This window comes from Leeuwenhoekiella sp. NPDC079379 (assembly GCF_044542075.1).
Classification (GTDB): Bacteria; Bacteroidota; Bacteroidia; order Flavobacteriales; family Flavobacteriaceae; genus Leeuwenhoekiella.
The window spans coordinates 212,085-238,815 of record NZ_JBITTU010000005.1 but is presented as its reverse complement, the minus strand read 5'-3'; the positions used below and the strand labels follow the sequence as shown (position 1 = coordinate 238,815).

Genomic DNA, 26,731 nt, shown 5'->3' with positions numbered 1-26,731 from the left:
TAGAGAAAACTCTAAATACGCGCCTGATAGGTAAATAAGTTATAGTATCTCCCCTGGTTAGCAATAAGTTCATCATGTGTTCCGCGTTCTGCAATCTGACCATTTTCTATGACTAAGATTTGATCTGCTTTTCTAATGGTACTTAAACGGTGGGCTATAACAAAGGTTGTTCTTCCCTGAGTTAAAGTAGCCAGACTTTTTTGAATTAATGCCTCACTTTCGGTATCGAGATTAGAAGTTGCTTCGTCTAAAATTAAAATTTTAGGATTTGCTAAAACGGCTCTCGCGATTGCGATTCGTTGACGTTGACCACCAGACAATTTTACACCACGCTCACCAATTAAAGTATCTAAACCGTCCTCAAACCTATCTGTAAATTCATTTACGTATGCTGCATTAACCGCCGCTTGCAATTCATCCTCAGTAGCGTTAGGCCTCGGAAACAAAATATTCTGTCGTATACTGCCTTCAAATAGAAATTCATCTTGTAAAACAACACCAAGATGTTTCCTAAAGCTATTTAAATTCACTTTTGATATATCCTGCCCATCAACGGTTATTGTACCAGACTGCGGATTTAAAAATGTCGCCGCAAGGCCTGCGATGGTACTTTTTCCAGAACCTGAACTCCCAACTAAAGCTACCACTTCACCCGATTTTGCTTCAAAATTAATCCCCGTCAACACCTCTTTATTTTCCTCGTAAGCAAAAGATACATCCTTAAAAACAATATGTCCTTTAAAGTTTTGAAGAAGCTGGGTACGGTTTTCCTCATCAGATTCTGGTGTCATATTCATCAGTTCTTCAGTACGATCAAGACCTGCTAAAGCTTCTGTTAATTGACTTCCTATATTACTCATTTGAACAATGGGCGCTATCATTAATCCTAACAAAAACGTAAAAGTCAGGAAATCACCTATAGTTAATTCGCCCATCATAATTTTATAACCTCCTATTCCCATTATTCCGGTGGTAGCCAATCCTAACAAAAATGTTGAAGAGCTGGTCATTAACGCAGTCGCCGTTAAACTCTTTTTTACATTTTGAAAAAGTCGCTCTACACCTTCTTCAAATATTTTATTCTCCTGTTCTTCAGCATTAAAACCTTTAATTACGCGTACACCCCCTAAAGTTTCTGTAAGCCTTCCTGTGACTTCGGCATTTATAACCCCTCTATTTCTAAAAATAGGTCGAATGATCTTAAAAGCCTTTAGCGCAATCAGTGCAAAAACAGCCAGTGGAATAAGCGTAAACAAAGTCATCGTCCAGCTTATGCGTAACAGCAACACGAGCGAGACCACAGCTGTGATACTACCTCCTACTAGTTGTACTAATCCTGTTCCTATTAAGTTACGTACGCCCTCTACATCACTCATAATACGGGAGACCAGCGCTCCCGATTTTGTATTATCAAAAAACCGAATGGGTAAAGACAGTACCTTTTTTTGAACCTGAGCTCTCAACTCTGAGATCATATATTGAGCCTGTACGCTCAAAATCTTAGTCAACAAAAATGAAGTTGCGGCTTGTACTAAAATGGCAAGACCCACAGCTGCGACTAAGAGCTTGAGTAGTTCTACATTCTTATTAGGTATAATATCATCCATTAAATATTTAAGAGACAGGGGTGCTACAAAGCTTGCTGCCTTGCTAATCACAATTAAAATTAACCCTATAAATACCAGTTTTCTTCTGGGCCAAATAATGGTTTTAAAAGCACTGAGAATACTTACTTTTTTTTCTGACATTAAAATAGTTTAAAGCTTTAGTCGGTAAAATTTATGAAAAATTATACTCCACTATAATCTTATTTGAGGAGTACGCTAAACAAAAATTACTTGATTTAAAATATGCCTCTAAATAGTTATAAAAATAAAAACCCTCACCAATAAGTGAGGGTTGTAAAAACGCTTAAAATATACTTTTACTCTTCTGGGAGTAATACAAATTCTGCATAATTAGTTTCATCAAAATAAATCTTTGCTGCATCTTTAAAATAATCTGAATCGATTGCTGAAATATCTTCTTTGTAGTTTAAAAAGCTGTCATAATCCCGTCCCAACTCATAAGCTTCTTTAATTTTAGCGATCCAGAACGAGTCATAGTTTAGAAACTCTTCGGTATTGCTTAATTCTGCTTCTTTAATTTTATCGACGTTTTCCTGAGAAACACCATTTTTCTTGATAGCGGCAATTTCTTCAAAAACCTTGTCCTTTAATACCTCAACATTCTCAGGCGCACAAGTAAAACGTATATCCATTCTGTACCAGTCGTAAGGTCTATCTGTTGTAAAACCACTTACGCGCACACCGTATACGCCTCCCATTTCCTCTCGCAACTCTTCAGTAAGTCTAATTTTTAAAACCTTTGCCAGTAGGTTAAGTTTTTTCAATTTTTCAGGAGAATAATCAAGTGTACCCGTGTATCGCATTGCTACCTGAGCTTTATCATCAATTCCTTTATTTACCGTTTTTTTAATCTTCCCGGTGACTCTCCTTAAGCCTATATCTCTCCAATTGCTTCCTTCATCCAGGTTAGATGGTAAACTCGCCAGATACCGTGTTGATAATTCTTTAATTTGATCAGGATCAAAATTCCCTGCAAAAATAAACGTAAACTCATTTGCATTAGAAAAACGCTCTATGTAAAAATCATAAACCTCATCAATATTTAGCTCTGCTTCTATTTGATCTACCTCAAGAGGTACAGCTCTTAAATGATTATTCATCATCGTCTGTGCAATCACTTTTTCAAAATAAGAACCCGGGTTATCATCTGCCCCTTTATATAAAGAAATTAATTGCTCTTTATGAGAGCCAAAAATATTTGCATCTTTATTAGGCGCTGTAAAGTATAAATGAATCATTTGAAACATACGCTCCAGATCTTCTCTATTACTGCTTGCTGAAATTAGCTCATCATAATAATTAATATACGGGGTTACTTTGACATCTCTACCCATATTCAATTTTTGTAGTTGAATATTAGAAATTGAATTCACCCCACTTTCTGAAACAATTCTACCGGCTTCACGTGCCGAAACATACATATTATCTGGCGCAACAGAACTACCACCGGGTCTAAACCCACGTACAGCAATCATATCATTCTGAAAGGTTGTAGGTTTTACAATAACGGTAACACCATTAGCAAATTCCCAGGTTGTAACGTCTACTTTATCATTATAAGATGTAGCTGTAAGTTTACCCGGTTGCGGCTTATTTTTCATCAATGCTACATTCGCCATATCATCTACATAAGGCTTTAAATTCAAACCTTCTGCATTTTTTAAAATATCTAAAAGCTTAGCTTCTTTGGGTAATTTGGCAAGGTCTTGCTCTGGAGCATTTACAATAATAGCAACATCAGAAGTTGCTACCCAGGTTTGCGCTACAGCGTTAACCTCGTTTAAGGTAATCGTTGGTAAAATTTCTTTATAAAAATTATACCTAAAATCTTCACTAACTACAGGATCTTCAAAAGTGAAATTATCAATTAGCGCTTCTACATAAATACGATTGGGTATTTTATCTGCTTCCGTTTTAAAAAGCACTGCATTCTGAAGAACTTTTGCCTTGTAGCGTTCTAACTCTGTTTCTGTAAAGCCAAAACGTTTTGCACGCTCACTTTCTGCAATAACGGCTTCTATTCCTTTTAATATCTGGTCATCTTTTAAATTTGCTCTTAAAAAATAACTGTCTTTGTTTCCTAAGAAAAAACCTATTCCTGCCGAAGCACTCAAGAAAGGTGCATCTTTATCTTGTGTAAGTTCATTAAAGCGTTCACGCAACATCCCTGAGTATAAGCTTTCTAGAAGGGACGTTTTATAATCTTCAAAACTCAGCGTTTTCTCGTGTTCTTTTTTATAGTAAAAAGCTACCGTGGTATTCTGAGTCTCTTTATCTGTAATCACTTTTGCCACCGGTTCAGTTGCCGTTTCTATAGTATAAACGGTACGGGTTTTAGGGTTTTGTGATACTTCTAAATCACTAAAAAGAGATTTTACTTGTGCTTCTGCTTTTTTAGCATTAAAATCACCTACCAATACAAGTGCCATTAAATCTGGTCTGTACCAGTCTCTGTAAAAACGTTTCATAGCCTCGTAATCTGAATTTAGAATTACATCCAGACTTCCTATAGGCAACCGTTTTGCATAGCGCGCGTTGTTTGTTATTACCGGTATAGACTCATCATACATTCTAGATCCCGCACCGCTACGCGCTCTTAACTCTTCTGCTACAACACCGCGCTCATTGTCTATTTCTTCATTTGAAAAAGTGATTGCACCGGCCCAATCTTTCAAAATTTGCATACTGGTATCAAAGATCTTCTGATCATCTGTAGGTACGGTGAGTTTATAAACTGTCTCATCAAAACCGGTATGCGCATTTAAATCTGCACCAAACTCAACCCCTATACTTTGTAAATAATCAATAAGTTCGTTTTTCTGAAAACTTGTGGTACCGTTAAATGCCATATGCTCTACAAAATGGGCTAATCCGCGCTGGTCTTCATCTTCTAAAATAGAGCCTGCATTAATTACCAGACGCAGTTCTGCTTTATCTTGAGGTCTTGAATTTTCCTTTATGTAATACGTTAAACCGTTATCTAGTTTTCCTGTAATCACTGAAGGGTCTAAAGGCAACTGCTGTTTTAAATTGGTGAAATTTGCTTTCTTCTGTGCCTGTAAAGGGGTGTAACAGGAAAGTAAAACAATACTAATAATTGTGAGTAAACGTGTCATGTGCTTGTTTTTAGGTAAAAGGATTGCCTGCAGATATTGCAAGCAATCCTGTAAAAAGAGAATTATATGGCTAATCCTTAATTTTTAGAAATTGTAACCAGGATTTTGATCTTCAAATTTTATGAATTCGTTACCTTCTATTTCCGCTAGAGGTATTGGGAGAATATACTGGTTGATACTGGTGATGGTAGATTTTAACTGCATTGCCTTATCAAAACGTATGGCTGCAAACCAGTCTGCACCATTCTCAAAAGCAAGTTCTTTTATAGTTTCTTCAAAAACCAGTTCTAAAACTTCATCAGTTGTGGTTGCCACTGCATCATCATTACCTGCTCTGTTGCGTATTACATTTAGGGGTGTAAGGCTCGCTTCAACAGTTGCGCCACTGCGGGCAAGAGCTTCAGATTTAATAAGATATAACTCAGCAAGACGCATAAAATAAGTGGGTCTAAAAGTTGCTGTATTGTTTGTTTTTAGCACTGTCAAACCAGAATTGGTTAAAGGTTGCCTCGAGTCACCTGCCATCAAGGTAGGAAACCACGTATTACCTGCTCTACCCGAATAAAAACGCTTTCTGTTATTTTGATCGGTGTCTGAATTAGCGTCTCTATAGATCTGCAGTATTAATTCTTTAGAATTTAACCCTTTACTAAATACATCTGCATATGAGGGTTCAAGAGATCTCACAGTATTATTTATTACAAGATCTGCTGCAACAGCTGCATCTGCATAGGCTCCCATATATAATAAAACACGAGCTTTAAGTGCTTGAGCAGCTATTTTAGATGCTCTGTAATTTACCGTAAAATCTGGTGCATTATTTATAGCAAAATCAAGATCTGCAAGAATCTGGGTGTAACATTCTTCAACAGTACTTCTAGGCTTACTGCGGGTTACAAAGTTTACAGGTTCGGTTCTTATAACTACCCCTAACGTACTAGATCTATCGTAAAACTGACCAAAATAGCGCAATGCATCAAAAGTGGTCATTGCTCGTAAAAAATGGGCTTCACCTATAATCTCACTTCGCAACGTCTCAGAAATCTCGCTTCCTGAAAGTTGTTGCGTGAGTTTAATACTATTGTTAGAAGCATCCATAACTGCGTAAATAATCTTCCAAAAACTATTTACATTAGCGTTATCTGAATGCAAATCGTTTTCCTGAAATTCTGAATTTGCAGTACCCCCACCTGCAGTACTCATCGTACCTATCATCGCACTGGGTATTAATTCTGAATACATATAGTAATGTGCAGAAGTAAAAGATACAATCTGACCATAAGCTCCACTAAGTAACGCTTCTGCATCATCGCTGTTTTGAATCACATTATCTGGAACGAGGTTATTTGGCGGATTTTGATCTATCGCATCAACTATTTCACAAGAAACCGTCAATGCAGCTAATAAACTGTATAAAATATATTTTTTCATAAGTGTAGAATTAAAATCTTAAGTTAATACCTAAGGTGTAAGCGCTTTGAAGCGGATATCTGTTAGTATCTCTTCCTGAACCCGATATGTCATTATCAAACAAACTTCCTCCCTGCGGATTTGCTCCGGGATAGTTTGTTATGGTAAACAGGTTTTGAGCGATACCGTAAATGGCTAAACCATTAAAAAATGAGAATCTATTTAAAAATTCTTTAGAAAATTCATAGCGTAGATTAAGCGTATTTAATCGTAGATATGAGCCGTCGTGCACATAAAAACTAGAGATGCTACCATTACCATTAGGATCTCTGTAAACAGATCTAGGTACATTTGTAGGATTTTCTGGGGTCCACGCGTTAAGAACATCTGTAATTTTATTTTCAGCAAAAAATGAGCTTTGAAAGTTTACATTACGCGTTTGCGAAAACCAGAATAAATCATTTCCCACAGAGTAACTAAACTGAGCCGCAAGAGATAATTGTTTATATCTAAAAGTACTTGAAATACCCCCAAATAAATCTGCCTGTGCATCACCTATTACCTCCTGATCAAAAGATGATATTATACCATCTGGCACACCTTCTGGTCCTGAAATATCTTTAAACCTTATGTCGCCAGGTGCTGTCTCGTCGTCTTGATAAACTCCGCCTGCTGCATTAGCATTTAAAGCATCTATACTTGCCTGATCTTGAAAAAGACCTTCTGCTCTATACCCATAAATTAAACCTATAGGACTCCCTTCTCGTAAGCGCCCACCATTACCGGGAATGCCAGTTACAAAACCTTCATCGTCTTTATAATCATCTGCTATTTTAGTCAGCTTATTGTTATTTTTAGTGGCATTTATACGCAGATCCCACGAGAAATCTTTAGAACGAATAACTCCTATATTAACTAACAGTTCTAAACCTCTATTTTGAGTTTCTCCTACATTTGCTAATATTGATCCCGTCCCAGTGTTTCCGGGAGGAATTACAGGAAATATAGCATCTCTGGTATTTTTCTCGTAATACCCAAACTCCCCTGAAATACGATCATTTAAGAACCCAAACTCAACACCAAAATCTAATTGCTGCGTGGTTTCCCATTTCAACTTGTCGTTACCCAATTGCGTTAAAATAACCGCGCTTCCACCATAAGTGTACGTTTCGTAAAGCGTTCGCCACTGGTATGGACCAAAATCCTGTTGCCCGGTTGTTCCTAAACTCGCTTTAAATTTTAGGTTATTTAGTGTTTTATTTCCTTTTAAGAAGGCTTCTTCGGAAGCTCTCCAGGCAACCGCAGCAGCAGGGAAAAAGGCATATTTATTTTCTACAGCAAACTTTGAAGAACCATCTACTCTACCCAAAACCGTTAGTAAATAACGATCATCATAATCGTAATGAACACGACCAAAATACGAATGCAGTCCTGAGCCCTGGCTAGTTGATAAACCACCATTACTAGAAGTTGCACTACTTACATTACTTAAAACTCCATTGCTATAGCCTTCTCCAAAAGCTTTATTATACGAAGAACTTACTTTCTCAAACGTAGTTCCTAATACACTTTCTATGCTGTGTAAATCATTAAAAGTTTTTGAATAGGTAAGATTTGAGTTCCATTGTACTACAGATGATTGTGATCTGCTATCTTGTGCGTAACCATCGCCATCACCTCGCAGACGACTCCACCCTCCACGTGATAAATATTCAGGATAGTAGCTGTTTTGATTTCCTGTATTGTAATTAACAGACAATCTGGTTTCAGCTTTTAGACCTTCTACAAGTTCTAACTGAGTGAAAAATGTACCTAAAAATAAAAAGGTTTTATTGGTGTTATTTGCCTGCGATAATGCTATTGGATTTTCAAAATTACTCCCGGTTGAAAAGGAATAATTTCCATCTTCATCAAAAACAGGAACATCTGGTCTATAGATGTATATGCGATCAAATAAGCCTGAATCTGTAGCATTCTGATCTGAAAAAGTGGTTTGTAAACGTGTGCCGAACGTCCATTTTTCAGTCGCTTTGGTATTTAAATTAAGATTTAATGTATAGCGTTTTCTGTCTGAACCTTCAAGTGCTCCCTGCTCACTAAGTGCAGAAAGTGACGTTGAGTACTGTGTACTTGCGTTTCCACCACGTATGCTCAAATTATAATTTGAAGAAACCTGATTAGATGGGTTGAGTTCCTCCTCCCAATTTGTATCTGCGTTTCCGAAGTATGAACCGTCACGAATACTTTGTGAAAACGCATCTGTACTTGAACTTGCATTAACAGCAGTAAGCCAAACTTCTTTAAACTGCGCTGCATTTAAAACATCTAAAGTAGGTGTCTTTTGTACAGTGGTAGAAGCACTAAATTCAAATTGTGTTTTACCATCTTTCGTACCTTGTTTTGTCGTAATGACAATAACTCCGTTTGCTGCACGAGAACCATAAATGGCAGCGGCAGATGCATCTTTTAAAACGGTAATAGATTTAATATCACTGGGGTTTATGTTTCCTATAGGCGTACTCAATCCTTGATTATCTAATTCTTGACCTAGATTACTGCCTTCGGTACCACCTACCGGGATATTACTTTCTGAAACAACAGGAATCCCATCAATAACATATAAAGGCTGGTTAGAACCAAAAAGAGAAGTTGTACCCCGTATGCGAATTTTTGAAGCCGAACCCGGTTGACCATTAGGTGAACTTACATTTACACCCGCTACGAGACCTTGTAAGCCTTGATCTACATTAATGGTTGGTGCCTGATTTTGAAAACCTTCCATATCGACTACTCCCACAGAACCCGTGATGTTTTCTTTTTTAACTTCACCATATCCTATAACCACGACTTCACTCATTTCTTCGAGTGACTCTTTTAAGGTTATATCTATCTGGCTTCTGCCAGCTACGGCAGTCTCATAGGTTTCAAAACCTACATAGGAAAATATAAGAGTTTCATTAGCCGCAGCAGCGATACTATACTTACCATCAAAATCTGTTGATGCCCCTATACGAGTATCTTTAATTTTAACTGTTACTCCGGGTAAGGGCAAACCATTAGCATCTTTTACGACACCAGTCACCCGTTTTTGTACAGAATTTTCTACAGACTCAATAAATGAACTTACTGCAACTTCTGGAGCGGGTTTAAGTACGATTAGATTTTTACGTATGACATAATCTGTCTTAGAAGAAGCTAAAATCTTGTCAAGGACGACGTTTATTTTTTCGTCGTTTACGTGAATAGATAGTAGTTTGTCTGTACTCAATGTCTTTACATTGTAAATAAACTTAAAATCTGTTTTAGCCTCGATTGCGGCTAGTACCTGTACTATACTCGCATCATTAAGATTAAGCGTCACCTTATTTCGCTGGGAATACGAGTTTGCCTGTAGACTAAATAAGGATACAAAAAGTAATAGCGTCGTGATTTTCATCGCTAGAGAATGTTTGTGTAAACGAGACATTATATGCCTCGTACAAATAGGGATTTTCATACATTTACGTTGTTAGGTTAATTAATTTGAACTAGTTGACTTTACATTTATTAGATCAGGGAATGTTGGCGCATTTCCTGATTTTTTTTTTACAGATTATTAATGATTATCACGTCTTCTTTGTGCGTAAATTTAAATGGCGCATCAAGAGCAAAAGCTTCTAAAACCTCATCTATAGTTTCGGTATCAAAGCTTGCATTAAAACGTTCTTTGTTAATAGTTGTGTTTTTATTTAAAATGGTAACCGCATACTTTCTTTCAATTTTCTGAAGAATTTCTGTAAAGGATGCATCTCTAATAATCAATCTTCCTTCTAACCACGCGGTATGTTCCCACATATTTGCTTCCTGTACAGAAATCGAATTTGAATGAGAATTAAAAGAGCCAAGCTGATTTGGCTTAAGAATAACAGATTGATTTTGAGTTTTAGAATCATTATACATTTGTACAGAACCTTCTACCAGAGCTACTGCTACCAGATTATTTTCTGCATACGAGTTTACATTAAATGATGTACCTAAAACCTCAACATTTACGCCTTGAGTTGAAATAATAAAAGGTTGGTTTTTTCGCTTACTTACATCAAAGTACGCTTCGCCTTTAAGGGTAAGTAATCGCTCTGTACCCGATTTAAAATTTATAGGGTAGGTTAACCTACTGCCGGCATTAAGCCGTATAATAGAACCATCTCCTAATTTTAAGGTAAATGAATTTCCGTTAGGTACGTTTAATGTATTGTATGCAATTTCTGTAGTTGCTGTAGAATTTGTATAGCTTAATGTATCTGCATTTTGAGATGCAATCTGAATCCCTTTTTTATTAAATAATTGAATCTGCTTGTTAGATTGTATAACTTCAATCGCTCCATTTTCAGTCTCTACACTTAGGGCGTTTTGAGTATTAATAGTGTCAGCAAAAGGACGATATACAAAATTAAAAGTTATGAGTATGGCAACGACAGCAGCGGCGGCATAATGCCATACCTTAATTTTTTTCTTTGGTAAAAGTGATACAACAGGTTTTTGATCTTTTACTTTACTTAAAACAATTTCCCAAGCTTGATCTGTGTCAAGATTCTGTAATTCTTCTATATCTGCACCTCTAGATTTTAAAGCGGATATTTTATTAAAGAAGTGTTTATTATCTGCAGATTCATTAATCCAAAGATCAAATAAAGCAGATTCCTCAGGAGTAAATGTTCCGTTGAGTTTTTTTAAAAGAAGATTAATTTCTTTTTTCATAGTAGCACCATAATAAGGGTTCTACTAATAAGAGTCTTGAAAGCTTCTTTGGGGTGACTCCAATTGCGAAAAAATTTATAAAAAAGTAAAAATTAACATTTAAAAATTAGAGAACGCCCATAAAACCTGCGCATATTTCATTGATTCTCGCAAAATTCTGTATGCCTTTTTTATATGTGTTTTTAATGTATTCTTAGAAATGTGGAGACTTTCTGCTGCATCTGCATATTTGTAACCATGTATTACGCAGAGTTCAAATGCTTTCCTGCATTCTTTAGGTAAAAGATCTAATTCTTTAAGAATACTACGGTTCTCTTCTTCTTTTATTATTTGATTTTCTTGGGTAAGATTTTTAGAAGGTATGCGATGTTCTGCATTAGTTAGAATTGCTATTTTAGAGTTTTGGCGTATAGATTTTAAACTCGCGTTATAAACACTTGTTTTAATGTAAGCAGATAAATTATTTATATGATCTATATCATCTAGTTCTAACAACTTAACAAAGACCTCCTGCACAATATCTTTTGCATTGTCTTTATCAAGCACATAACCGTACGCAAAAACACATAGGTTCTTGTAATCGTTTTGAAAAACAGATTTTATTTCGCCGGCCGAAGTATTCAAAAAGTAGGGACTTTCTTATAGTTACCGGGATAAATATAGTTTAGTTCTTTTTAACAGCAGATTTTAGAGCTAATTATTATAAGTTTTTACTTAAGACCCACATAAGTTTCTTTAATTCTGATAATATTTTAAAAAAATGACTTGAAAATTCTGTTCTTCATAAGTATGCAACATATTAAAAAAATAAAGGGAAACCTTTTAAAAAAAGATTTCCCTTTACAATCATAGCAATTGATTTCCCTAACTATTCTGGCATTACAACTGTGTCAATTACATGAATTACGCCATTACTACCCATAACATCAGTAGCTATAATCTCACTGTAACTTCCTTTTTGATCTTGTAACCAGATCTTACCATCTTTTTGCATAACCGTAATACTCTGCCCATTTAAAGTTTCTAAAGTAACGCTTCCGTTTCCTTTCTTTAAAGCAGCAACAACATCTGCAGCAGCAAGTTTACCAGACACTACGTGATACGTTAATATTCCCGCTAGAGCATCTTTATTTTCTGGTTTTAGCAACATTCCTAAAGTTTCTGAATCTACTTTACCAAATGCAGCATTGTTAGGTGCAAATACAGTAAAAGGACCATTACCTTGCAATGCAGAAACTAAATCTGCTGCTTTAAGTGCTGTTACTAAGGTTGAGAAATCTTCATTACCTACAGCAACATCAACAATTGTTTTTTGTGCAGATGCAAACTGACTTGCAGTTAACGTAATTACTGCGGTTAAAATAAATACTAGCTTTTTCATAAAAATTTGATTTTTTGGTTAAACGTTTGCGCTTTGTTTTCATTTGAAGCGCATTCATTTATATTTACACCAGATAATTTACGTTGGATGAGCATGAGCTCATTTTTGGTAAATCTTTAACATTCATGCAGAACGACAAATTTCTTATTGAAAGACTTAAGAATAAAGAAGAGTCAGCATTGGCAAGTCTTTATGACAAATACGCCCCTGCCCTGTATGGTGTAATACTAAGAGTTTGTAAAGATGAGCAGGAGTCACAAAATATTCTGCAAGACACATTCTTAACAATCTGGGAAAAGTCATTTCAATACAATCCAGACAAGGGGAAATTCTATACCTGGTCGTACCGTATAGCAAAGAATAAAGCGCTAAACTTTTTAAGGTCAGAAAATAAACTCATCCAGACAGATGATTTTAGCGTATATAATTTAGAAGAAGAACCCTTAGCTCCAGAACATGATTATTTAAAATTAAAAGGAAGCTTAAAACAATTAGACATACACCACCAGAAAGCTTTAGAGTTGATCTATTTCAAAGGGTTAACCCACAAAGAAGCTCATAAAGAAATGAATGTCCCATTAGGAACATTTAAATCATACATAAAACAAGCTTTAAAAAAATTACAAATAACATATAGCAAAGCTGTGGTATGGTTAATGATTTTAATTGAAGTGATACGATGATGGATAAGTCATACATATTAAAACATAACATCTTAGAGCAATATCTATTAGGTGAGCTGAGTCACGCCGATGAACAAAAGATTGAAAAGTTAGTCTTACAAGATTCAGATTTGAAAGAACATTTACATACGCTCGAATCTAATTTTGAGTCAATGGCTTTAGAAAATGCAATTGCCCCTCCAGAAAAAGTAAAAGATTTTTTAATGAAGGCCGTTAGGGGATCCAAAATCAGCGAAAATCCTGTCCCAAAAAACAACTCATTAAAAGTATATCTAAGTATTGCGGCCACAATTGCCGTGCTATTTATGATCACAAGTCTTTACATTTTAAAACAATTGAGCGACACTCGCAATCAATTACAGCTAGTAGACACTGAAAATGCAGTTTTAAATAAAAATATAGAAGATCTTAATACTAATGTAGAGCAAACATCAAAGCTGTTAGCTCTTTTAAAATCTCCTGAAACTGAACAATACATTCTTAAGGGAAATGAACTAGCTCCCGATGCTAAGGTTATTAGTTATGTGAATCATAAAGAAAAATCAATCATAGTAAATGCTAAAGATTTACCTAAACTAGACGAAAATCACGATTACCAAATGTGGGCAGATGTAGAAGGTGTGATGATAGATATGGGTGTTATTGCTAAAGAAAGTGAATTGCTGGCGATGAATTATATAGATAAAGCAGCATCTTTAAACATAACTATAGAACCTGCCGGAGGTAATGACCATCCTACAGTTTCACGTCTCGTGACCAATGTTTATCTCAGATAAGGTTCAAAAAAACCTTTAGAATTCCATTCTCTTATTACAGTTAAAGTTTTTTAAAATTATAGTATAAAGGTTTCCTTTTTAGAAAGTTAATTTGTTTCTCTACGACTTATATTACTTAGTTTAATTAATCTCAAACTTAAATATGCAGTTAATTCTTCCAGATATAAAAGAGTACGCTGGACTAGATGAACGCGTACAATCTCTATTAATACCTTCAGAAATCACGACTAACAATACACTTAGTAGACCACAACTTAAAGACGGTGAGCAATTAATTGAAGGGCAAAAAGAAATTAATCTTTATTTAGATAAGTTGGAGTCTTTCACAAAACAGTGGTACGCGTGCCGTTGCGATATGTTTCCATAAAACAGATTACCACATCATCACAAACCATAAAGCGTAATATCTACGCTTAATACTGTATTTTTATATCGGTGTTAAATTAAAATTATGCTCTACCATGGTTCTTAGATCAATTTTCTTTTTTTTATTTTCTACTTTAACTTTATTTAGTCAAACCCGTACGGTTACAGAGTTACATAAGGGTTGGCGTTTTCAAAAAGGAAATTTTAAAAATGCTGCGCAACCCGAATTTGACGATTCTAAATGGGAAGAGGTAACTGTACCTCACGATTGGGCTATTTACGGTCCGTTTGATAAAGAGATCGATAAACAAACCGTAGCCATAACTCAAAATGGTGAACAAACCGCCACCGAAAAAACAGGACGTACCGGCTCTTTACCTTTTACAGGAACCGGCTGGTATCGTACAAATTTTGAAGTGCCAGAATATTCAGAAGATAAAAAAGTGCTTTTATTATTTGAAGGAGCAATGAGCGAACCACAGGTTTACCTAAATGGAGAGAAAATAGGTGAATGGGCTTATGGATATTCTTATTTCTATTTTGATATCACGGCATTTTTAAAAAATGGTGAAAACACACTTGCCGTAGAATTAAGTAATAAAGAATTCTCCTCACGCTGGTATCCCGGTGCTGGTTTGTATCGTAACGTAAGCCTTATAGTTAAAGACAAACAAAGTATAGATCAATGGGGAACCTTTATCACTACTCCTATTGCTACGCAAGAAGAAGCAAAAATTAATATTAAAACTGAGGTTAGCGGAAATAATTTAAAATTGGTTACCACAGTTTTTGATAAGGATGGTAATCAAATTACCCAAGATTCTACAGCAATAGCGTATAGCAATCAGTTTGATCAAAATCTAAAGGTTGAAAAACCCAATTTATGGAGTCCTGAAAATCCGTATTTGTACACAGCAATTTCAAGCCTTTATTCGGGGAACGAATTAAAAGATGAAGTGACGACAAAATTTGGTATTCGTTCTATTTCCTATTCCGCAGAAACCGGTTTTCAACTTAATGGAAAAACCCGGAAATTTAAGGGTGTTTGTTTACATCACGATTTAGGACCTCTGGGTACTGCTGTGAATAAAGCTGCACTGCGCCGCCAGATGCAAATATTAAAAGACTTGGGCTGTGATGCTATACGCAGTTCGCACAATATGCCTTCTTTTGAACAACTACAACTAGCTGATGAAATGGGTTTTATGTTTCTCGCAGAAAGTTTTGACGAGTGGAAAAAACCTAAAGTTGAAAATGGTTACAACCGTTTTTTTGATGAATATGCCGAAAAGGATGTGGTTAATTTAGTTCGTGCAACCCGAAATCATCCATCTATCGTTATGTGGAGTGCAGGTAATGAAGTGCCAGACCAGTACGGAAGCGCAGGTGTAAAACGAGCGCGATGGTTGCAAGATATTTTCCATAGAGAAGACCCTACACGCCCTGTAACTGTGGGTATGGACCAGGTTGAAAATACCATGGAGTCTGGGTTTGGTGCTATTCTAGATGTTCCCGGACTTAATTACCGAGTGCATTTATATGAAGATGCTTATGATAAATTTCCTCAAGGTTTTATTTTAGGCTCAGAAACTGCCTCAACAGTGAGCTCAAGAGGTGTTTATAAATTTCCGGCTGAAAAGGCAAGTATGAAACAATATCCGGATTTTCAGAGTTCGTCATATGATTTAGAATATTGCAGCTGGTCTAATCTCCCCGAAGATGATTTTATATTACAAGATGATAAACCCTGGGTTATTGGGGAGTTTGTTTGGACGGGTTTTGACTATCTGGGCGAACCTACTCCTTATGATGAAAGCTGGCCTTCTCGCAGTTCGTATTTTGGTATGATTGACTTAGCAGGAATTCCCAAAGACCGTTACTATTTATACCGCAGCCGTTGGAATACCGAAAAAGAGACCTTACATATATTACCGCATTGGAACTGGGAAGGTCGTGCGGGCGAGAAAACTCCGGTTTTTGTATATACGAGCTATGATAGTGCTGAACTTTTTGTAAACGGTAAAAGTCAAGGTATACAAACTAAAGATAATGCTACACCCCAAACTCGGTATCGCTTAATGTGGAATGATGTTATCTATGAACCCGGCACTCTTAAAGTTGTCGCATTAGATGCTAAAGGAAACCCAGTTGCTGAAAAAGAGGTGAAAACTGCAGGCAAACCTTATGCACTAAAACTCGATGCAGACCGTACAACCTTAAATGCAGACGGCAAAGATTTATCATTTGTAACCGTTTCTGTGGTAGATAAAGAAGGTAACTTATGCCCTACCGCTACAAATCAACTTAATTTTAAAGTAACCGGTGATGGAAGTTATCGCGCTGCCTGTAATGGCGATGCCACATCACTTGAACTATTTCACGAGCCAACGATGAAATTGTTTAGCGGAAAACTTGTAGTCTTAGTGCAAAGTGATACTACACCTGGAGCAATTGAACTTAGGGTTAGCGGTACCAATTTAAAAACAGCTACATTAAATTTAGAAACCCTAAACTAAATATTTACATCCCTGTATATCTTGTTGATTTCGGTTTATAAATTAAAGAAGTTAATACGATTCTAAAAAACCTTAAATTTATAGAAATCAACTTGTTATATGCCTACAATTTTAGATGAGCAACCAGCAGAAGTGCGCGCTAACCTTAATCTTCTTAAGCGTGATTTAGATCTCAAAATACCTACAAAACAATTAGACAGAAACCTTTTAATAGCTACTTGGAATATTCGTTCTTTTGGAAATTTGACGCGCAAATGGGATTCAGATGATACAGACTCTCCTAAAAGAGATCTTCACTCCATAGTTTGTATAGCTGAAATCATAAGTAGGTTTGATGTTATTGCATTGCAAGAAGTAAAAAACAACCTCAGAGCTTTAAGAGACACATTAAAACTACTGGGATCTAATTGGTCACTTATCTTAACAGACGTAAATAAAGGCAACGTAGGCAATGGGGAGCGCATGGCGTACTTGTTTGATACCAGAAGAGTCCATTTATCAGGGCTAGCAGGTGAGCTTGTGGTACCTGAAGAATGGGAAAACTCAATAAAGGATAATGCGCTTTCTAAACAGTTTGTGCGTTCCCCTTATGCCGTATCTTTTAAATCTGGATCGCATACATTTATTCTTGTGACCCTGCATATTCTCTACGGAAAAAATAAAACTAATAGAATTCCCGAACTACGAGGTATTGCAAAATGGTTGAGAGATTGGGCAGAAGACATTAATTCTTATCATCAAGATTTTATTGCCCTGGGTGACTTTAATATAGATGCCCGTGGCGATTTATTAGATAAAACATTTCTTTCTGAAGGTCTATACATTCCTGAAGCTTTACAAAATGAACACGTAACCAGATCCATTTTTAACGAGACAAAATATTACGATCAGATTGCCTGGTTTAATGCTAAAAGTAGCAAACCGAAGCTCTCCTTAGAATTTTTAAACGGAGGCAGTTATGATTTTGTAGATATAGCGCTATGCAACCGTGAGCTAACTAAAAATAGTCTTTCCTGGCTGATCTCAGATCATTATCCGTTGTGGGCAGAATTTAAAATATGAATATCCTATTAAAATTAGAATGGCACTGTATTAAAGAATGTTTTCGTTCATAAAGCAAAAAAATTAGACTTGAAGAACCCCTGAATCACATTTTTCGTAACTTTAATAAAAGAAAAAAATAAGCTATGAAAACCTCATCACGTCTGGAACAAGCTATTAGTAAGCTTTATACCGCCTTTCACAGTGGTAATCTTAACCCAGAATGTTGTAAAAGTTGCGCTGTAGGTAATATTCTAGACAATACAGACACTTGGAAACATCTAACTGAAGGACACGGTTCATTACAACTTACTTACGTAGGTAAAGTAAATGAAGCTTTTGGTCGTAAATTAAACGGCTACTCACCTTCAGAATTGCTGCATATTGAAGCTGCTTTTTTAGAAGGCTGTGGATATACACTTCCACTTTCGCGAAAGCAAAACAAAACTATCGACCGCAACTCAAAAGAAGTCATGTTTAATGGAATGTGTGAAGCAGTCGCTGTTTTATGCAAACTTGATAATGTTGCAAATGTGATGGACTTTTCAAAACTCTTTGACTTTGAAGAAGACAAGCCGGTTTATAAACTTGCCTTTTAAGTTAAATTTCTTTTAGGATAACCATATATATATTCCCACGGTAAGTGCAACCAGTATAGATCCTGCAACGTTTACATATTTCCAGGGTTCACTGGGATTGGGATACAATTCCTGAACATAATTACCTTTAAAAGTTACTTTAGAAACCAAAAACATAATCAGGAAATTTAGAACGAACTCAATACCCCAAAGATGCACAAAGTGTATATCTAATTTTAGAATAAACGTTGTTAGAATATAGAATGAAAAACCAAATAGCAAACCTGCCTTTGCTCCTTTGGCATTGATTCGTTTAAAGAAGATTCCTGCTATAATTACAGAAGAAATAGGAATAAAAAAGATTCCGTTTAGTTCCTGAAGCAATAAATACAAACCGTCTGGTGCATATGCAACCATAGGAGCAACAGCGATAGCTAAAACTGCTAAAACTAATGAAGATAACTTACCAAAGCGCACCAGCTTTCTATCAGATACGGTTGGGTTAATAAGCTTCTTATAAATATCAAGACAAAATATGGTACTCGCAGAGTTGAGTACACTATTAAAGGTACTTAAAACTGCTCCCAGAATTACGGCAGCAAAGAAACCGAATAAGTAGGTAGGCAATACTTTTTTTACGAGCAATGGATAAATTAAATCTGGTGTTGCTTGAAATTCATCTTGAAAATAGTAATACGCTATAAGTCCCGGCAACACGATGATAATGGGGACAAAAAGCTTCAAAACACCAGTATAAATAAGCCCTTTCTGCGCTTCAGCAAGATTCTTTGCACCAAATGCTCGTTGAATAATCGCTTGATTCATCCCCCAGAAATACACTTGATTAATCATTAAACCGGTAAATAAAGTTGAAAAAGGAAGGTTAGAATCAGCAGCACCTATGATGTCAAACTTTTCGGGAGCAAAATCATAAACCGTTTGCATTCCTCCAAAAATACTTCCATCACCTATTTGATATAACGCAAATAGCGGAATCAAAATTCCCCCCGCCATAAGCCCTACTCCATTTAAAGTATCGGAATAGGCAACAGCTTTCAGTCCGCCAAAAATCGCATATAAAGAACCAATTACTCCTATTACCAGGACGGTATAGACAAGTGCTGTAGACCTAGAAATATCAAACATTTCAGAAAAACTGAAAACACTTTCGATATTTATCGCACCTGTATACAATACAATTGGCAACAGTGTCACCACAAAGGAGAGCATTAATAAAAATGCAACTACAGATCGCGTGGTACTGTCAAAGCGTTTCTCGAGATACTCAGGAATTGTAGTGAGCCCCATTCGTATAAAACGCGGTATAAAAAATAAGGCTGCAATAACGAGCGCAATCGCCGAGGTTACTTCCCAGGCGATTACTATAATACCATTTTGATACGAACTCCCGTTCATACCTATAAGATGTTCTGTAGATATATTTGTAAGAATCATTGACCCGGCAATTACAGTACCTGTAAGCGTTCTGCCGGCCAAAAAATAACCATTTGCGGTTGTAAATTGATCTTTACGTAGTTTCCAGGTCGTATAAAGAATTACAAATAAGGTGAATCCAAAAAAACCTATATAGGTAGCTGTCATAATTTAAAAGATCTTCTTTGCCCGATTAAAACATTAAGGTTTCCGGTAAGTATTTTTTTACCAATTCTTCGTAATACGGTCTCAATTTTTTAGAATCTGGCGGCACTGGTGCTTTTGAATACAAATCGTAGGGATTAAATTTCTTAACCCACTCAAACATCTCGTGATCCTTTTGAGTCATTAAATGTGCATATGCATTTTCTCTATGTTGTGAGTAAAACGAGTGATAACGTATCATATACAATGCAGGTTCGGGCATATAGTCTTTAAGTATCTGGTATAAATACTCATCGTGTCCCCAACTCATTTTAACCTTATCGAGACCGCAGTTTTCTTCATAAATCCCAAGTTTAGATGTGTACTTCTCATTATGGATATCAGGATTGTCTTTAAAAAACTCCGGGTAAACTATTTTATCAGAAAAAGCACACCCTACCGGGAAAGTATCTCCTACGACTGCCCATTGTGGCTCTCCAAAAAGACATAATACTTTGCCTACATCGTGTAAAAATCCGGTAAGCACAAACCAGTCTGGGTGACCGTCTGCACGTATAGCTTCAGATGTTTGTAGTAAATGCTGCAATTGATCTAAATCAATATCAGGATCACTATCATCTACGAGTGTATTTAAGAAGTCGATGGCTTCCCATATAGACATTTTTCTACGATCAAACTTTAAAAATTCGTTTTCCTTTTGAGTAACAAAATCATACGTCTGGTATTTATGATTTACACGGTAAAATTCTTTAACCGTATCTATCCGATCTGAATCTATATAGTTTCTAAATTCTTCCTCACTTTTCTCTGAAGGTTCTGGGTCTGGATATCTGTTTAATAAGTCATCTTCCCAATCGTCTAGATTTTGCATAGGACCGTTTGCTGTAGCATCCATAATATTTTATTTTTAATTAAACATTTTAGCTTTAAAACGTACTTTTTAGACCTGTTAGAAAATCTATTGAAGTCTATATAAATTTACAAAAATCAAAGACTCGCAATCGATTTCGAACTCATGGCAACCGAGAATGGTTAAATTCTGATTGGTGTAGTGTAAATACGCTTTACAAGAATAGATTTTATCTTCTTTAAGCATATGGATAAACTATGCAGTTATATGTACAACCTCGCCAGATATAGTATAAACGGGCAGGTGTTTCTAAATTTATTACCTTCAAAACACTAAGCATATTCATCTAGTCTTTTGCATGATTAAGCTGCGGTATTCTCTCACAGAACTCCTATCTTTGAGTTGGCTTTAGGGGTATTCTATCTAGAATTGAGACAGTCCCTTTGAACCTGTTTGGTTAACACCAGCGTAGGGAAAAGTAACAGAACTTCTACTCCAGAAAGAGCAGTATCCTCTAGCCGTAAATTTTAAAACATACGCGATGAACGAGAAACTCTGGCAACATATTTTAACCGTAAGAAATCAATCACCTCTAGTACAAAACATCACAAATTATGTAGTGATGAATAACACTGCAAATGCACTTCTTGCCATTGGCGCATCTCCTATTATGGCACACGCACACCATGAGATGGCATCTATGCAAAAAATATGCAACGCACTTGTAATTAATATAGGCACCTTAGATGAATATTGGGTAGAATCTATGCTCATCGCAGCAACAGAGGCTAACCACAATAACAAACCCTGGATTTTAGACCCGGTGGGCGCAGGTGCTACGCCATATCGCGATGAAGTATTAAATAGACTTTTAGATCTTAAACCTACTGCAATACGAGGCAATGCCTCAGAAATCTTGGCGTTAGCAAAACACAATAAAACCCAAACTAAGGGTGTTGACAGTTCTGCGTCGAGTCTTGAAGCTATAGATGCTGCCAGATACTTAACTAAAGAATTTGGATGCCTTGTTGTAATCTCTGGCGAGACTGATGTTATTGTAAATGAAGATCAAGAATTTAGATTAAGTAATGGTAATGCCTTAATGACAAAAATCACAGGTATGGGTTGTTCTGCAACCGCTATACTTGCTGCTTTCATTGCTATAATACCAGATCAAATTGAAGCAGCTATAGCCGCTACCGCTCTAATTAGTATAGCTGGTGAACTGGCTGCAAAACATAGCGCAGGGCCCGGCAGTTTACAAATGAATATCCTCGATAAATTGTATAACATCACAGAAACCGAATTTTTACAACATATTAAACTTTCTAATTAAATGAATAAAAATTCATTTCCATACCGATTGTATTTAGTCCTATCTGAAGAAGCTTGCGGTGGTAAAGATTTTTTAAAAGTTGCCGAAGAAGCTATAAAAGGTGGAGTAGACCTTATACAGCTGCGCGAAAAGAAAGCAACTTATGTAGAGTTTTTAGATAAAGCGCTTCGGCTTAAAGAGGTTACTACTAAATATGATATTCCCTTAATAATTAATGACAATCTAAGCGTTGCCCAGGAAGCAAAAGCTTACGGAATACACGTGGGTAATAACGATATTAACCCCACAGCAATTAGAAAAGACTGGGAAACCTGCAGGTTATTGGGCTACTCTATTGAATATCTAGAACAGCTATATAACGAACAAACCTATACATCAGATTATCTGGGAATAAGTCCGGTGTTTAAAACTCCCACAAAAACCGATACTGTTACCGCCTGGGGAATTGAAGGTATTCAGCAAATTAGAAATGCTACCGAAAAACCTCTGGTTGCAATAGGCAGTATAAAAGCATCAAATACAAGAGAAATAATTGAAGCCGGTGCAGATTGTGTGGCTGTTGTTTCGGCAATATGTGGTGTTAATAACCCTCAAAAAGCCGCATCTCTTTTTCGTAAAGAAATTGAAAAAGCTTCAAGATATAAACACAACTTAAGCTAAACCATGAAACATTATACGTATCCTTCTGTTTTGAGTATTGCAGGTTTTGACGGCAGTGGTGGCGCGGGATTACAAGCAGATTTAAAAACAATTTCTGCTCTGGGGTGTTATGCTACTACGGTCTTGACGGCACTACCCGTTCAAAATACAACCGGAGTAAAGTCAATTTTCTCAATTCCTGTTTCTGTAGTTGATGAGCAATTAGCTTCTATTTTTGAAGATATATTACCTTCCGCAGTAAAAATAGGGATGGTACATACCCCGCAACTGGTGGAAACTATTGCAAGATACCTCAACCAGCATCCTAACATACCTGTTGTTTTTGACCCTGTAATGGTAGCTACCAGCGGTCATAAACTAATTGAGGAAGCGACTATAAAAAGTCTTACCACTCATTTGTTTCCTGTTGCATCGATTATAACCCCAAATATGGATGAGGCTGCTTTGTTAGCAAATATGGAAGTAAAAAATCTCGACGATATGTATGTTGCTGGACAAAAAATTTTACAATTAGGCTGTAAATCGGTTTTATTGAAAGGTGGACATTTAAAAGAAAATATACTTACATCACTTTACTTCAAAGAAGACGGGAGCGTTGTAGAATATTCATATGAACGTTTTGAAACCCAAAATATGCACGGATCTGGTTGTACGCTTTCTTCGGCGATTGCTTCGTATATCGCACAAGGAGAAACCTTAGAGCGTGCAGTAAAACTAGGACAGGACTATGTGCATAAAGCAATTTATCACGCAAAAGATGTGATGATAGGTAACGGTAACGGACCATTAAATCACTTTTTTGATCCTCAAAAACTTATAAAAAATGAAATGGAGTAATACCAGCTGGAACCGTATTCAGCCTATATACGACAGAATTATTAAAATGCCATTTATCAATCAATTAGCAGATGGTTCGCTACCGCTTGAGCAGTTTCAATTTTATATACAGCAAGATTCAATTTATTTAGAAAACTTTGGGAGAGCACTTGCTTTAATTGCTGCGCGATGTCATGATGTGCAGGATATCCTTGCTTATACCCGTTTTGCTGAAGGTGCAATTGTAGTAGAAAATGCTTTGCATGAATCCTTTTTTAATGATTTCAAAATCACCAAGACACAGCAAATAAGCCCTGCTTGTCATCACTATATTCACTTTTTAAAGAGCACAGCTGCACTAGATCAGGTTGAAGTTGCAATGGCGGCAGTACTGCCCTGCTTTTGGATATATAAAGAAGTAGGTGATTTTATTTATGCAAATCAAACCTCAAAAAATAATCCGTACCAAAAATGGATTGACACCTATGCTGGTGAAGAATTTGGATTACTGGTAGAACAAGCTATTGCTATATGCGATCGGGTAGCACAAAACTGCAGTCAAAGTCAACTTGATAAAATGCATAGTGCTTTTTACATCGCTAGTCAGCTCGAATATATGTTTTGGGATAGTGCTTCAAAATTAAATAGCTGGGAGATCTAATTGTTAAAATTCAATTAAATAAAAAAAAATTTGTCACGCAAGAATAAACCTATCGTCATTAAGATAAGTAAGTAAGATTGACAAAATGTTTTCTATATATTTATTTGGATTAGCCGCCTTAATATCGAATTCACTAAGCGTTAATTATATATTTCAAAATCCCCTAGATTTAACTAGGGGATTTTTTTTTTGGTTATATATAAATATTTACCAAATCTAAATATCACAATTTAAGTTGTCCTTCAGTCAAATAAATACTTCAAGAATTCTTTATAATTGGGGTAAAACGTTTTTGAGATTTTGCTAAGAAATAGCAATTATCGATATGAAAATTATCTAAATTATGCACAAAGTATTCATTATGCGTAATCATCACATATAGTTTTTAACAAATCTTTAATACAACTCAATAAAACCTTAATAATCAATACTCCGTACATATTGTGTATTCTCTTTGGATACAACTTTTAATTAATCCAAAATACTCAATATTATGAAACACATTTTTACTAAAATCAGTATGCTGTCACTTGCGCTTTTGAGCCTAAGTAGTTGCGACAACGACGATTATTCTGAAGATCCTATTGCAATCGCAACTTGTGATGATGGGATTATGAATGGTACAGAAACAGGTATCGATTGTGGGGGCTCTTGTGCACCTTGCGCAGTTCCTGTAACACCGGGAAGACGTTCTGAGCTTTATGTTACAAATACAAACGCTTCAAACCCTTCAATCTTTAAATACAGTATTTCTGGAGATTCATTAGTGACTTTTACTACAAACTCTACAGTTACCGAAGGTATATACTATAATGCAACATCAGATCTATTAGTACAGGCTGCAGCAATGCCATCTGGTGTTTTACAAGCTTTCTCAGGAACAAGTGGTGTAGAAACTTCAACAATTACGGCAGATTTTACAAGTTCTGCAGATTTAACTTCACCTAGAGAAATTGCTGTAATGGGTGATACCTATGTAGTTTCAGACAATTCTGACAATACCTTTTATGTATATACATTAAGTGGTTCTGGTTTTACTCTTACTGCAACTATAGATATTCAATTTCCGGTTTGGGGAATTGCTTTTAGAGGAAATGATTTATATGCTGTTGTAGATGGTCCAGGTTCTAATGAACTGGCAGTATTTGCAAATTTTGCAGCTAATGCAACAACAGGTATTTTAAATCCAACCAAGCGAGTAACTATTGAAGGTATCGTAAGAACACACGGTTTGACATACGATGGCACCGATGATGTTATGATTATGACCGATATAGGTAGTGCTGCTGATGCAAATAATGATGGTGGTTTTCATATGATTTCTAATTTTTCAACAAAATTTGATGCTTTATCAGATGGTGAAGTTTTACCATTAAGTATGCAAGTACGTGTTGCAGGATCAAACACGATGATGGGAAATCCTATTGACGTTGCTTATGACTCTGAAACTAACGCTGTATATATTTCTGAAGTTGGAAACGGAAAAGTCTTAGGATTTACAAGCATAGGAACTGGTGGTAACTTAACGCCTTCATTCTCTAAAGATCTTGAAGGAGCTTCTTCTATTTACTTTTCTAGTGATGAGACTGATGGTCAAACCGGAATGGCTTCTATGAATAAAATGACAAAATTATATACTACTAGCACTGCTAATGGTGATATTACAATCTATGACGGTTCTGGTGCTACTTTAAAAACTGTTACATCTGCTGCTACAGGTTCTGAAGGTATCTTCTACTCTGCTCTTACAGATGTTTTAATTCAAGGAGCTCGCACGCCTGCAGCGCAATTAGAATACTATAGTGCATTCTCTGGCGCAGCGATGACTGCAACAGCAAGCTTTGCAAGCGCTACTAATACAAACTTAACAAGCCCAAGAGAAATCGCTGTTTATGGTAACAAGGTTGTGGTAGCTGATAACGCAAGTGGAATGTTATTTGTTTACTCATATTCTGGTACTGCATTTACACTAGTAAATTCATTCACTCCAGATTTTGTAGATCTTACCGGAGGTACACTAAGAAGCGTTTGGGGAATTACATTTAAGGGTAATGACCTTCTTGCTGTAATTGACGGCCCTGGCTCTAATGAGTTAGCTGTTTTTGAAGACTTTTTAACTACAAATACAACAGACGGTTCTATATCTGCTACTAAAACTATAGGTATTGCAGGTATCGTAAGAACACATGGTATTGATTATAGCGAAGCAGACGATGTACTTGTAATGACAAACATAGGTCTTGCCGCAGGTGGTGCCATTGATGGTGGTATTCACGTTGTACAAAACTTTAATGCTTTATTAACTGCTACTGCAGATGGTGGTACTATTGCTACCAGCAATCAAAACATAATTACAGGAGCTGCAACCTTAATGAATAATCCTATTGATGTTGCTTACGACAACAAAACTAAAACAGTATTTGTTGTAGATGTTGCTCAAGGTGCTGTGTATGCGTTTGTAAATGCTCTCACGCAAGGCGGTAATGTGGCGCCAGCTGTAAATAATACATTAGCACAAGCTGCTTCTATGTATTTATATAACAACTAAGCCTCTAGGCCTATCAAACCTAAATGTAA

Annotated in this window: 20 protein-coding genes and 1 riboswitch; of the genes, 11 read left to right on the top strand and 9 right to left on the bottom strand. The window is 36.2% G+C overall.

Translation table 11 applies throughout. The features are described from left to right. Positions 1 to 11 precede the first annotated feature (11 nt). The 7 genes from ACIGAM_RS11305 to ACIGAM_RS11275 all read right to left on the bottom strand — a co-directional run bounded on the left by ACIGAM_RS11305 (position 12) and on the right by ACIGAM_RS11275 (position 12,272). Positions 12 to 1,748: an ABC transporter ATP-binding protein gene (locus ACIGAM_RS11305; protein ID WP_396511541.1), complete on the bottom strand. Its 1,737-nt coding sequence runs from the start codon at positions 1,746 to 1,748 to the stop codon at positions 12 to 14. A 176-nt stretch (positions 1,749 to 1,924) separates the two neighbouring features. Then, complete coding sequence (locus ACIGAM_RS11300; RefSeq protein WP_396511540.1) at positions 1,925 to 4,744, bottom strand: M16 family metallopeptidase; 2,820 nt, start codon at positions 4,742 to 4,744, stop codon at positions 1,925 to 1,927. 84 nt (positions 4,745 to 4,828) lie between these two features. Continuing rightward, positions 4,829 to 6,175 (bottom strand): RagB/SusD family nutrient uptake outer membrane protein, encoded by a 1,347-nt coding sequence (locus ACIGAM_RS11295; RefSeq protein ID WP_396511539.1) that lies wholly within the window; start codon positions 6,173 to 6,175, stop codon positions 4,829 to 4,831. A gap of 10 nt (positions 6,176 to 6,185) precedes the next feature. Next, complete coding sequence (locus ACIGAM_RS11290) at positions 6,186 to 9,650, bottom strand: TonB-dependent receptor (protein ID WP_396511538.1); 3,465 nt, start codon at positions 9,648 to 9,650, stop codon at positions 6,186 to 6,188. 89 nt (positions 9,651 to 9,739) lie between these two features. Beyond that, entirely contained in the window at positions 9,740 to 10,891 is a 1,152-nt protein-coding gene (locus ACIGAM_RS11285; RefSeq protein ID WP_396511537.1) for a FecR family protein, read from the bottom strand. A gap of 99 nt (positions 10,892 to 10,990) precedes the next feature. Beyond that, a complete protein-coding gene (locus ACIGAM_RS11280) occupies positions 10,991 to 11,515 on the bottom strand; it encodes a sigma-70 family RNA polymerase sigma factor (RefSeq protein WP_396511536.1) in 525 nt (174 codons plus the stop codon). A gap of 244 nt (positions 11,516 to 11,759) precedes the next feature. Continuing rightward, positions 11,760 to 12,272 (bottom strand): fasciclin domain-containing protein, encoded by a 513-nt coding sequence (locus ACIGAM_RS11275; RefSeq protein ID WP_396511535.1) that lies wholly within the window; start codon positions 12,270 to 12,272, stop codon positions 11,760 to 11,762. A 125-nt stretch (positions 12,273 to 12,397) separates the two neighbouring features. Here ACIGAM_RS11275 and ACIGAM_RS11270 point away from each other — a divergent pair, with 125 nt between their 5' ends. The 6 genes from ACIGAM_RS11270 to ACIGAM_RS11245 all read left to right on the top strand — a co-directional run bounded on the left by ACIGAM_RS11270 (position 12,398) and on the right by ACIGAM_RS11245 (position 18,253). Continuing rightward, positions 12,398 to 12,955, top strand: coding sequence for an RNA polymerase sigma factor (locus tag ACIGAM_RS11270; protein ID WP_396511534.1), 558 nt, complete (start codon positions 12,398 to 12,400; stop codon positions 12,953 to 12,955). Then, positions 12,952 to 13,731 (top strand): anti-sigma factor domain-containing protein, encoded by a 780-nt coding sequence (locus ACIGAM_RS11265; protein ID WP_396511533.1) that lies wholly within the window; start codon positions 12,952 to 12,954, stop codon positions 13,729 to 13,731. The genes ACIGAM_RS11270 and ACIGAM_RS11265 overlap by 4 nt, the downstream gene beginning before the upstream one ends. 142 nt (positions 13,732 to 13,873) lie before the next feature. Further along, complete coding sequence (locus ACIGAM_RS11260) at positions 13,874 to 14,098, top strand: hypothetical protein (protein WP_396511532.1); 225 nt, start codon at positions 13,874 to 13,876, stop codon at positions 14,096 to 14,098. 94 nt (positions 14,099 to 14,192) lie between these two features. After that, positions 14,193 to 16,613 carry a DUF4982 domain-containing protein gene (locus ACIGAM_RS11255; RefSeq protein ID WP_396511531.1) on the top strand — a complete coding sequence of 807 codons (2,421 nt, stop codon included), beginning with the start codon at positions 14,193 to 14,195 and terminating at the stop codon, positions 16,611 to 16,613. Positions 16,614 to 16,712: 99 nt separating this feature from the next. Beyond that, a complete protein-coding gene (locus ACIGAM_RS11250) occupies positions 16,713 to 17,675 on the top strand; it encodes an endonuclease/exonuclease/phosphatase family protein (RefSeq protein ID WP_396511530.1) in 963 nt (320 codons plus the stop codon). A 125-nt stretch (positions 17,676 to 17,800) separates the two neighbouring features. Beyond that, the gene (locus ACIGAM_RS11245) at positions 17,801 to 18,253 is read left to right on the top strand and encodes a Na(+)-translocating NADH-quinone reductase subunit F (protein ID WP_396511529.1); all 453 of its coding nucleotides are present in this window, start codon (positions 17,801 to 17,803) and stop codon (positions 18,251 to 18,253) included. Between the two features lie 12 nt (positions 18,254 to 18,265). Here ACIGAM_RS11245 and ACIGAM_RS11240 read toward each other — a convergent pair whose 3' ends face one another. Together ACIGAM_RS11240 and ACIGAM_RS11235 are read right to left on the bottom strand one after the other, a co-directional pair. Continuing rightward, entirely contained in the window at positions 18,266 to 19,834 is a 1,569-nt protein-coding gene (locus ACIGAM_RS11240) for a solute:sodium symporter family transporter (RefSeq protein WP_396511528.1), read from the bottom strand. A 25-nt stretch (positions 19,835 to 19,859) separates the two neighbouring features. Next, positions 19,860 to 20,726: an inositol oxygenase family protein gene (locus tag ACIGAM_RS11235; RefSeq protein WP_396511527.1), complete on the bottom strand. Its 867-nt coding sequence runs from the start codon at positions 20,724 to 20,726 to the stop codon at positions 19,860 to 19,862. Between the two features lie 355 nt (positions 20,727 to 21,081). Further along, a riboswitch (TPP riboswitch) is annotated at positions 21,082 to 21,173 on the top strand. A 49-nt stretch (positions 21,174 to 21,222) separates the two neighbouring features. Between ACIGAM_RS11235 and thiM the strand changes: the two genes are divergently transcribed. From thiM to ACIGAM_RS11210, 5 genes are all read left to right on the top strand, one after another. Then, a complete protein-coding gene (gene thiM, locus ACIGAM_RS11230; RefSeq protein ID WP_396511526.1) occupies positions 21,223 to 22,017 on the top strand; it encodes a hydroxyethylthiazole kinase in 795 nt (264 codons plus the stop codon). After that, a complete protein-coding gene (gene thiE / locus ACIGAM_RS11225; protein WP_396511525.1) occupies positions 22,018 to 22,677 on the top strand; it encodes a thiamine phosphate synthase in 660 nt (219 codons plus the stop codon). Between the two features lie 3 nt (positions 22,678 to 22,680). Further along, the gene (gene thiD / locus ACIGAM_RS11220) at positions 22,681 to 23,514 is read left to right on the top strand and encodes a bifunctional hydroxymethylpyrimidine kinase/phosphomethylpyrimidine kinase (protein WP_396511524.1); all 834 of its coding nucleotides are present in this window, start codon (positions 22,681 to 22,683) and stop codon (positions 23,512 to 23,514) included. Beyond that, complete coding sequence (gene tenA / locus ACIGAM_RS11215) at positions 23,501 to 24,154, top strand: thiaminase II (protein WP_396511523.1); 654 nt, start codon at positions 23,501 to 23,503, stop codon at positions 24,152 to 24,154. Before thiD ends, tenA begins: the two co-directional genes overlap by 14 nt. Before the next feature lie 493 nt (positions 24,155 to 24,647). Beyond that, positions 24,648 to 26,702 (top strand): hypothetical protein, encoded by a 2,055-nt coding sequence (locus ACIGAM_RS11210; RefSeq protein ID WP_396511522.1) that lies wholly within the window; start codon positions 24,648 to 24,650, stop codon positions 26,700 to 26,702. The last annotated feature ends 29 nt before the right edge of the window (positions 26,703 to 26,731 follow it).